At 72.9% G+C, this 9,659-nt stretch carries 8 protein-coding genes and 1 pseudogene; 3 read left to right on the top strand and 6 right to left on the bottom strand.

What is annotated here, in order from left to right; translation table 11 throughout:
- Positions 1–164 precede the first annotated feature (164 nt).
- The 3 genes from HMPREF3159_RS01420 to HMPREF3159_RS01410 form a co-directional block, all read right to left on the bottom strand.
- Positions 165–734 carry a hypothetical protein gene (locus HMPREF3159_RS01420; RefSeq protein WP_070499284.1) on the bottom strand — a complete coding sequence of 190 codons (570 nt, stop codon included), beginning with the start codon at positions 732–734 and terminating at the stop codon, positions 165–167.
- 112 nt (positions 735–846) lie between these two features.
- Positions 847–1,665 carry an alpha/beta hydrolase gene (locus HMPREF3159_RS01415; protein ID WP_070499283.1) on the bottom strand — a complete coding sequence of 273 codons (819 nt, stop codon included), beginning with the start codon at positions 1,663–1,665 and terminating at the stop codon, positions 847–849.
- A gap of 91 nt (positions 1,666–1,756) precedes the next feature.
- Positions 1,757–3,037: an MFS transporter gene (locus HMPREF3159_RS01410; RefSeq protein ID WP_083305740.1), complete on the bottom strand. Its 1,281-nt coding sequence runs from the start codon at positions 3,035–3,037 to the stop codon at positions 1,757–1,759.
- 239 nt (positions 3,038–3,276) lie between these two features.
- Here HMPREF3159_RS01410 and HMPREF3159_RS01405 point away from each other — a divergent pair, with 239 nt between their 5' ends.
- On the top strand, positions 3,277–5,220 hold the full coding sequence (locus HMPREF3159_RS01405) for a solute carrier family 23 protein (protein WP_070499282.1): 1,944 nt from the start codon (positions 3,277–3,279) through the stop codon (positions 5,218–5,220).
- Positions 5,221–5,342: 122 nt separating this feature from the next.
- Entirely contained in the window at positions 5,343–5,780 is a 438-nt protein-coding gene (locus HMPREF3159_RS01400; RefSeq protein ID WP_070499281.1) for an OsmC family peroxiredoxin, read from the top strand.
- Between the two features lie 294 nt (positions 5,781–6,074).
- Here the strand turns inward: HMPREF3159_RS01400 and HMPREF3159_RS01395 are convergent, their stop codons facing one another.
- Both HMPREF3159_RS01395 and HMPREF3159_RS01390 read right to left on the bottom strand, forming a co-directional pair.
- Entirely contained in the window at positions 6,075–7,661 is a 1,587-nt protein-coding gene (locus HMPREF3159_RS01395; RefSeq protein WP_070499279.1) for a solute symporter family protein, read from the bottom strand.
- Complete coding sequence (locus HMPREF3159_RS01390) at positions 7,661–8,068, bottom strand: DUF485 domain-containing protein (protein WP_070499286.1); 408 nt, start codon at positions 8,066–8,068, stop codon at positions 7,661–7,663. Before HMPREF3159_RS01390 ends, HMPREF3159_RS01395 begins: the two co-directional genes overlap by 1 nt.
- Positions 8,069–8,239: 171 nt before the next feature.
- Here HMPREF3159_RS01390 and HMPREF3159_RS01385 point away from each other — a divergent pair, with 171 nt between their 5' ends.
- A complete protein-coding gene (locus HMPREF3159_RS01385) occupies positions 8,240–9,448 on the top strand; it encodes an XdhC family protein (RefSeq protein ID WP_070499278.1) in 1,209 nt (402 codons plus the stop codon).
- A gap of 4 nt (positions 9,449–9,452) precedes the next feature.
- On the opposite strand, the pseudogene HMPREF3159_RS01380 reads toward HMPREF3159_RS01385, so the two are convergent.
- Positions 9,453–9,659 (bottom strand): annotated as a pseudogene (locus HMPREF3159_RS01380) (nucleotidyltransferase family protein); the annotation flags it as partial.

Below are 9,659 nucleotides of genomic sequence, written 5' to 3'. Positions count from 1 at the left end.
CCGGGGTCGAGGGCTCCTGGGCGGATCTCGGCGTGTCCCTCGCCGCGGCGATGGGGCTCACGCTGCCCGGTGCGACCGCGGCGGGGATGTGCCCCGGCCCCGGCGCGGACGGGACCGGCACGCACGCCTCCGCCCCGGTCGTCGAGAGCAGCTGACGGCGAGTATCAGACGCGTCGGTGCGCGAGGCTCGCGCGCATCCGGCCCAGCACGCGTCGCAGCGGGCTCGGCGACGGCGCGGCGACACGGTCGCGCAGGTCGTCGAGCGCGGGCGCGTAGTGGTGGATGTGGAAGTCGCCGTCGTGCAGGGCATCGGGCGCGGGATCGTCCTCCAGCTCGCCCGGAGAGACCTCGACCTGCAGCAGCAGCCTCACCTCGCGGCGGCCGTCGCGGTCCAGCACCACCTCGAGCGAGTCGACCGCAGAGGTGAGCTCCTCGGCGATGTCGGCCCGCAGCTGGGCCAGGGCACCGTCCAGCGCGGCGGAGGCGGCGGCATCGGCCCGCACCGCCTCCCGCACCGGGTAGGCGACGAGGTTCCCGCCGACGTCGACGATCGCGTCGATGATCTCGTGGACGCCGGCCTCGCGCCCTTCCTCGTGGAGGGCGAGCTGCTGGACGACCAGGCGCAGCGTCCCGGTCGCGGCATGCCCGACCACCGCATCGCGCACCCGCGCGACCGCCCGCGGACTGCCGCCCCAGATCACGTACCCGCCGACCCCTCGGTCTGCTCCGCTCATGGCGAGAGGATAACCCCCTCTCCCGCCCGCAATTCTGAACAGCGTCATGTATTGAGCGGACGCCCTGGAGCACGGCGTACACCCCCGGCCCGGCGGGTGCTGTCGCGGCAGGTCAGCGGGCGGCGCGCTCGTCGATGCCGAGGGCCGCGCGGACGGCGGCGATCTGGAAGCGTCGCGCCTCCTGCGCAGCTGGACCGTCGGCCGCGACGGCGACCTGGTGGCCGCCGCCGGGCAGCTCGAGGACCTCGTGCTCGGCGCCGGCCTCGGCGAGGGCGGCGATCAGGCGCCGGCCGTCGTGGACCAGCGGGTCGCGGTCCCCGCCGACGAGGTGCACGGGCGGCAGACCGGTGAGGTCCCCGAGCGCGGGGCTGAGCCGCGGCTCGGTGCGGGGCACGGCACCGGCGTAGAGGCGGGCGGCGACCTTCAGGCTCTCCTCCCCGTGGTCCTCGCGCGAGAGATCCGACCATGGCGACTCGAGCAGCAGCGCGGCGGGGGCCTCGCCCGCGGTGGCGGCGAGGGTCTGCGCGACGGCGAGCGCGAGCCCGGCCCCGGCGCTGTCCCCGGAGAGCACCCAGCGACGGGGGCGCAGCACGGTCTCGCGCTGCATGTCGGCCAGCGCCCGCAGCACGTCGTCGACCGCAGCGGGATAGCGGTGGCGGGGCGCGAGGCGGTAGTGGATCATCGCCGCGGCGGTGCCCGCGCGGCGGGCGACCTCCTCGAGCCACTCCCAGGTCTGGCGGGACTCGCCCTGCACGTAGGCGCCGCCGTGCAGGTGCACGATCGTCGCGGTGCTCGCAAGCCCGGGATCGATCCAGGTCACGGGCACGTGGTCGTGGCGCACACGGCGTACCCGCGAGGGGTCGGCGACGGAGCGAGGGGGCAGGGACGGCCGCTGCGAGGCCAGGATGCGCAGGGTGCGGACGAGGCTCATGGGGGCATCTTCCCACGGGATCCGGGGCGGCGCGTCGGAGCGCCTCGAGTTGCAGGGCGCACCGGCGCGCGGGCGGCCCGTCGGCCCTCGCTCAGCCGGCCAGCTCGTCGTCGACGATCCGTGGCAGCCCGGCGCGGAAGCCCGCGATCGCGAGCAGCACGCCGGTGCCGGCGAGGAACCACAGCACCACGGCCGCGGAGCCGGTCGCATCCAGGAGCATGCCCGCGAGAATCGGGCCGATCGCGGCGAGGAGATAGCCGACGGGCTGGGTTGCGCCGGAGAGGCGGGCGGTGATCTGCGGGGAGCGGGTGCGGGCGGGCAGCAGCGCGATCGCGGTGGGGAAGGCGAAGCCGCCGATCCCGAGCACGCATGCCCACATCAGGGGGCTCACGGTCGGGGCGAGCAGCAGGCCGAGATAGCCGATCGTGGTCAGCGCGCCGAAGCTCGCCACGACGAAGCGCAGCCCCGGGGCGCGAGCGATGACCGTCGGCATCACGAGCCCGCCCGCGAGTCCCCAGCCGGCGATCACCCCGACCAGCATCCCGGCCCTGGCGGGGCTGATCCCGGCGTCGGCGAGGATCTGCGGGAGCATGCCGAACTGGGTGTAGGCGTTCAGCGACTGGAGCGCGAACATGAAGGTCAGCGCGATCGCGGTGGGCGAGCGCAGCAGGGAGACGCGGGGCCCGCCTGTCCCTCCGGCACTCGGCGGAGCCGGCGGGAAGTCGTGCCCGGTGCGGGTGAGGACCACGGCCCACACCACGATCGGCAGCGCCATCACCGCACCCCAGAACAGCAGGGAGCCGCGCCAGCCGTCGGCGGCGCCGCCCGTGAGCGGCACGGCGAGGGCCGCCCCGACGGAGCCGCCGATCGCGAGGACCACGCTGTACAGGGTCATCAGCCCCACGGTGCGGCGTCCGCCGTGCAGCTTGATCCACGCCGGCACCAGCACGTTCCCGAGCGCGGGCCCCATCAGGGCCAGCACGGACAGCGCCACGAACAGCCCGAACACCTCGGTGCCCGGCCGCAGCAGCAGCGCGACCCCGGAGAGCACGAAGGCGGCGACGATCGAGCCGGTCAGGCCCAGGCGGCGCGAGATCGGCACGGCGAGCAGGCCCAGGGCGCCGAAGGCGAGGCAGGGCAGGGCGGTGAGCAGGCCGGAGGCGGCCGGTCCCTGCCCGTAGGCCGAGACGATCGGCTCCATCAGGGGGCCGACGCCGGTCGCGCCGGGGCGCAGGTTCACCGCTATCGTCGCGACCGCGAGCACGGCGAGCACCGCGCCGACGACCCGGCCGCCCCGGCCGACGGGGGCGATGGGCGCGCAGGCCACGGAGGTCGTCGAGGCCGGGTCGTCGGATTGCTCGGGGGTGCTCACCCCTCCCTTGTACCCCTCCCCGCCGCGATCGGCCAGGGCGTTCCATCCGGTGCCATCGATCTCACGTCAGCCCTCGCCGCGCCGGTCAGGGGCCCGTACGGCCCTCGGAAGGGCCGGTCGCGGACCGAACGGGGAGGCCGCGGCCAACCGCCCCGGCCTACGCTGGTGCGCGGCCCGGTGCGCCGGGCCCGCCCCCACCCCTGCGTCGGCCCCTCGCCCGACGGATCCCTAGGACGCCCATGACCTCCGCCGCCGCCCCCGCCCCGGACGCGACCGCCCCTCGCGCCGTGCACCCCGTCGACCAGGTGCCGCCGCCCGGCCGGCTCACCGTGCTCTCGATCCAGCACGTGCTGGCCTTCTACGCGGGCGCCGTGATCGTGCCGCTGCTGATCGCCTCGGGCCTCGGCCTCACGCCCGAGCAGACGATCCACCTGATCAACGCGGACCTGTTCACCTGCGGCATCGCCACCCTGATCCAGTCCGTCGGCTTCTGGAAGGTGGGCGTGCGCCTTCCGATCATCCAGGGCGTGACCACGACCGCCGTCTCCCCGATCATCGCGATCGGCCTGGCGGCCACCGGCGGCGAGGGCGGTGCCGAGGGCCTGCCGATGATCTACGGCTCGATCATCGTCGCGGGACTGTTCACCTTCCTGGTCGCGCCGTACTTCGCGAAGATCCTGCGGTTCTTCCCGCCGGTCGTGATCGGCACCGTGCTGACCACCATGGGCATCACGCTGCTGGGCGTCTCCGCCGGGGACATCACGAACTACGCCGAGGGCGTCCCCGCCACCCGCGACATCCTCTACGCGCTCGGCACCCTCGCCGTGATCGTCCTGGTCCAGCGGTTCTTCCGCGGCTTCCTCGGCACGATCGCGGTGCTGCTGGGCCTGGTGATCGGCACCGCCGTGGCCGTGCTGCTCGGGGACACCTCCTTCAGCGGCGTCACGGAGGCCTCCGCCTTCGGGGTCACCACCCCCTTCTACTTCGGCATCCCCACCTTCTCGCTCACCGCGATCATCTCGATGATCATCGTCATGCTGATCACGATGGTGGAGACCACCGGCGACGTCTTCGCCGCCGGCGAGATCGTCGGCAAGCGCATCCGGCCGAGGAACATCTCCGAGGCGATCCGCGCCGACGGCCTGTCCACCCTGCTGGGCGGCGTGCTGAACTCCTTCCCGTACACCTGCTTCGCGCAGAACATCGGCCTGGTGCGCCTGACCCAGGTGAAGTCCCGCTGGGTCGTCGCGGGCGCCGGCGTGATCATGATCGTCCTCGGCGTGCTGCCGAAGGCCGGCGCGGTCGTCGCCGCGATCCCCTCCCCCGTGCTCGGCGGCGCCTCGCTCGCCCTGTTCGCCTCGGTCGCGCTGGTGGGCATCCAGACCCTGTCGAAGGTCGACCTCACCGACAACCGCAACTCCGTCATCGTCGGCACCTCGCTGGGCCTGGCGATGCTGGTGAGCTTCAAGCCCGACATCGCGGGAGTGTTCCCCTCCTGGGCGCAGGTGTTCGTCTCCTCCGGCGTGACCGTCGGCACGCTCACCGCGATCGTGCTGAACATCCTGTTCTTCCACCTCGGCCGCCAGCGCGGCGCGAACGTCGCCACCGACGCCGCCGGCCGACGGATCGGCATCGAGGACGTGAACGCCATGGACCGCGACGCGTTCGTGAGCATCTTCGGCACCCTGTTCAACGGCGCGACCTGGCCGCTCGAGCGGGCCTGGGAGGCACGCCCCTTCACGGACGCGCCCGCGCTGCGCGCTGCGATCGAGGACGCGGTGCTGACCGCCGACCGCGAGGAGCAGGACGCCCTGGTGCGCGCCTATCCGGACATGGCCACCCTGGTCACGGCTGACGAGGAGCATGCCGGCAGCATCAGCCAGGACGTCGGCTCCCTCGCCCTGGACAGCCTCGCCGAGGAGGACGTGGAGGCGCTGCGCGACCTCTCCGCCCGCTACGAGGAGAGGTTCGGCCTGCCGTTCGTCGCGTTCCTGGGCCGCACCGACTCCTTCCGCAAGATCCTCGAGGACGGGGTGCGACGCCTCGCCCACTCCCCGGAGCACGAGCGGCGCGTGGCCCTGACCGAGGTCGCCGAGATCGCCGGGGACCGCTTCGGGATCATGGTCGCCGACGCGAACCCCATCGGCTCCGCCTGGGCGAGGAAGTTCGAGTCGCTGCAGTGAGGTGAGGGGGCAGGTTCTGACGGCTCCGCCTGGCGGGCATCGACGTGGGCGCGGGTCCGGGCTAGCGTGGCAGGAGCGCCCCCGCAGGAGCGCGGGCGCGACCCTCGACCGAAGGAGTCACCATGCCCCGCACCGTCGTCAGCACCGCCTCGACCGCCTGGAACGGCGACCTGATCTCCGGCTCCGGCAGCACCACCCTGGAGACCTCGCAGCTCGGCACCATGGACCTCTCCTGGAAGGCCCGCTCGGAGGACGCCGAGCAGGGCACCACCTCCCCCGAGGAGCTGATCGGCGCCGCGCACAGCGCCTGCTACTCCATGCAGTTCTCCAACATGCTCGCCGAGAACGACACCCCGCCCACCTCGATGAAGACCTCCGCGAAGGTGTCCTTCAACGCGGGCGAGGGCGGCATCACCGGGATCGCCCTGACCGTCACCGCACAGGTGCCCGGCATCGAGGACGCCGACTTCCAGCGCCTGGCCGAGGAGGCCAAGCAGACCTGCCCCGTCTCCAAGGCGCTCGCGGGCGTGGAGATCACCCTCGAGGCCTCGATCGGCTGAGGCCCCCGACGGGCGGCCCGTGGCGGGTGCGGTCGGGCCCATGCAGCCGATCCCCCGCCACTGGGCCGCCGTCCGCGAGACGCACACCTTCCCCGGACAGGGACCGTTCGCGCTGACGATCCACGGCTCCTCCGACGTCTCGGTCGAGGACGCCCAGCACCGACGCGACGAGCCCGCGCCACGCCCTCGTCTCGCGGACGTCGGCCCCATGTCATGTGACGCCCTGTTCCACAGGTGGAACAGGGCGTCACATGACATGGCAACAGCGGGGCGAGCGAGGAGCCGAGCTCCGGCTCAGTGCAGCTGGGTGGCCTTCTCCGCGCCGGCGCCGGTCATGGAGCGGACCTCCATCTCGGCCTGCTTGAGCTCGTCGTGCTCCGAGGAGGTGACCGAGCCGAGCCAGCCGAGGAAGAAGCCCAGCGGCACCGAGATGATCGCCGGGTTCGTCAGCGGGAACCAGGCGAAGTCAGCCCCGGGGATCATCGCCGTCTCGGAGCCGGAGACCACCGGGGAGAAGGTGATCAGGACCAGGGCGCTGCCGAGTCCGCCGTAGATGCTCCACAGCGAGCCGCGGGTGTTGAACCGCTTCCAGTACAGGGAGTACAGGATCGAGGGCAGGTTCGCGCTGGCCGCGATCGCGAAGGCGAGCGAGACCAGGAAGGCGACGTTCTGCTCGGCGGCGAGGATGCCGCCGATGATCGAGACGGCGCCGATCACCACGGCGGTGCGCCGGGCGACCCGGACCTCCTGCGCCGAGGTGGCGCTGCCGTCCTTGATCACGCCGTTGTAGATGTCGTGCGCGAAGGAGGCGGAGGCGGTGATCGTCAGGCCCGCCACGACCGCGAGGATCGTCGCGAAGGCGACCGCGGAGATGATGCCCATCAGCACGGTGCCGCCGAGGGCGTAGGCGAGCGCCGGTGCGGCGGAGTTCGAGCCGCCGGGCAGGGTGCCGATCACGTCCACGCCCACCATGTACGCGGCGGCGAAGCCGAGCACCATGGTGCACAGGTAGAAGACGCCGATCAGCCCGATCGCCCAGACGACGCTGCGACGGGCCTCCTTCGCCGTCGGCACGGTGTAGAAGCGCATCAGCACGTGCGGCAGCCCGGCTGCGCCGAACACCAGCGCGATCGCCAGGGAGACGAAGCCGAGCTTGGTCGCGCCGGAGGTGCCGTACTGGTGCATCGGCTCGAGGATGGTGGCGCCGTCGGGGTGCTCGGCGACGGCCTTGCCGAGCACCTCGGAGAGGTTGAAGCCGTTGAGCGCCAGGATCCACACCGTCGAGACGCCGACGGCGGTCACCAGCAGCACCGCCTTGATGATCTGCACCCAGGTGGTGCCCTTCATCCCGCCGATGAGCACGTAGGCGATCATCACGACGCCCACCACGGCGATCACGATCGACTGGCCCACTCGGCCCTCGATGCCGATCAGCAGCGAGACGAGCGCGCCGGCGCCCGCCATCTGCGCGAGCAGGTAGAAGAAGGTGACGGCGAGGGTGGAGGTCGCCGCCGCCGTGCGCACGGGGCGCTGACGCATGCGGAAGCTCAGCACGTCGGCCATCGTGTACTTCGCGGTGTTGCGCAGCGGCTCGGCGACCAGCAGCAGCGCCACCAGCCAGGCGACGAGGAAGCCGACGGAGTACAGCAGCCCGTCGTAGCCGTAGAGCGCGACAGCGCCGACGATGCCGAGGAAGGAGGCGGCCGAGAGGTAGTCGCCGGCGATGGCGATGCCGTTCTGCCGGCCGGAGAACGCGCGGCCGCCGTGGTAGAAGTCTCCGGCGGTGACGTTCTGCTTGGAGACGCGGATGACCACGATCAGGGTGATCACCACGAAGGCGAGGAAGATCGCGATGTTGAACAGGGGGTTGCCGAACTCCATCAGTGCTCGCCCTCCAGCTCATCGCGCAGCTTCTCCGCGATCGGGTCGAGGTTCCGGTTCGCGTGGCGGATGTACAGCCAGGTGATCAGGAAGGTCATCAGGAACTGGCTGATGCCCATCAGCAGGCCGAGGTTGAGGTTGCCCAGCACCGGGGTGGACATCAGGCCCTCGGCGTAGGTGGACAGCAGCACGTAGGCGAAGTACCAGACCAGGAACGCGACGGTCATCGGGATCGCGAAGCTGCGGAAGCTCGAGCGCAGCCGGCCGAACTCCTCGGATTTCTGGACGGCCTGGAACTGCTCGGGGGTCGGGGAGGGCGGGGCGCCGGGATGCTGCGCTGGGCCGCGGTCAGGCGAGGAGCCCGGCTGGGGCGGGCGGCCGGAGGCCGCAGAGGACGGGGTGGTCACGGACACAACTCCTTCGTTCTGTTCGTCGCCCCGGCCCGGGGAGCAGGACCGGCGCTCCCGGAGACCCTAGCAGGTGTGATCCCAGTCATAGGAAGGGTGCGCGATGACCAGGCGTCCGATCGAGAGGTCGTGACCCTCGTGCTGGTCCGGGCCACCGCGTAGGGTGAGGAGGTGCTCGATATCCTGGACCGCGCCCGGGAGCGCCTCGCCCGGCCCTCCGATCCGGTCCCCTGCGCCGTCGCGACCATCGTCTCCGCCTGGGGCTCCGTGCCGCGGCCCGTGGGCACCTCGATGCTGGTGGGCGCCGATGGCGCACTGCACGGCTCGCTCTCCGGCGGCTGCGTCGAAGGGGCGGTGCTCGAGGCCTGCCGCGAAGCGCTCGAGACCGGGAGGAGCAGCGTCCGGAGCTTCGGGTTCAGCGAGGAGGACGCCTTCGCCGTCGGGCTGATGTGCGGGGGCTCGCTCGAGGTGCTGATCCAGCCGTTCGCTCCCCCGCCCCCGGGGACCCAGAGCCCCCTCGGCACGGTCGACGACCCCGCCCCCGCCGCCTACGTGACCCGCCTGCCGCACGGGTCCGACGCTCCACCGGCGGCCGCACCCGAGGGCGACGACGCACGGCGCCCGGCCCGGTCCGAGGGCGAGGACGCCGACGGTCCGCGCGCTGTCCTCCTCGCAGGCGACAGGTCCGAGGAGATCCGCGGCGCGCTCACGGCCCTGCTCCCCCCGGAGATGCTCGAGGCGGGGAGCGCCCGGGTCGCCGCCATGCTCCGCGAGGCGCGCACCGGCACCCTCCGCCTCCCCTCGGACGCCTCGACGATCGATCTCTTCGTCGAGTCCCGCATCCGGCCCGCGCACCTGGTGGTGTTCGGGGCGAACGCCTTCGGGCAGGCGCTGGTGGAGGCGGCGCGGCCGCTCGGGCTGCGGATCACGCTGTGCGACCATCGGCCGGCGTTCACCGATCCCACGGCGTTCCCGGGGGCGGAGGTGGTGCGTGCCTGGCCGCACCGGTTCCTCGCCGCGGCCGCAGAGCGCGGTGACCTCGATGCCCGCAGCATGGTCTGCGTGCTCACGCACGATCCGAAGGTCGACGTGCCGGTGCTCGTCGCCGCTCTGCGGCTGGACATCGCCTACGTCGGTGCGATGGGGTCCCGGCGCAGCGATCGCGATCGGCGCACGGCGCTGCGGGAGGCCGGGGTGGGCCAGGAGGCGCTGTCGCGGCTGCGCTCCCCGATCGGCCTCGATGTGGGGGCGGGGACCCCGGCGGAGGTGGCGGTCGCGATCCTCGCGGAGATCCTGGCCGTGCGGGCCGAGCGCCGCACCGTCGAGCCGCTGCGCGACGGCAGCGGTCCGCTGCATGCGCGCACCGCTGCGAGCGGCTGAGAGGTCAGCCCCGCACGTCCAGCCGCCACAGGTCCTCGGGAAGGTCGAGGTCCGCACCGTCGTCGAGATCCGTGCAGTCCACGAGCTGCACCTGATCCCGTCGGGCGCGGAGCAGGCCGCGGGCGCCCACGTCCGCGTGCGCGGCCTCCGCGGCGGCCGGAGTCCAGGCGGCGTCGAGCAGCACCGGATGGCCCCGTCGGAGCCCGCCGGA

Source organism: Brachybacterium sp. HMSC06H03 (assembly GCF_001807385.1).
GTDB lineage: Bacteria > Actinomycetota > Actinomycetes > Actinomycetales > Dermabacteraceae > Brachybacterium > Brachybacterium conglomeratum.
The sequence above is the reverse complement of the archived record's forward strand: the minus strand, read 5'-3'. Positions and strand labels throughout refer to the sequence as shown.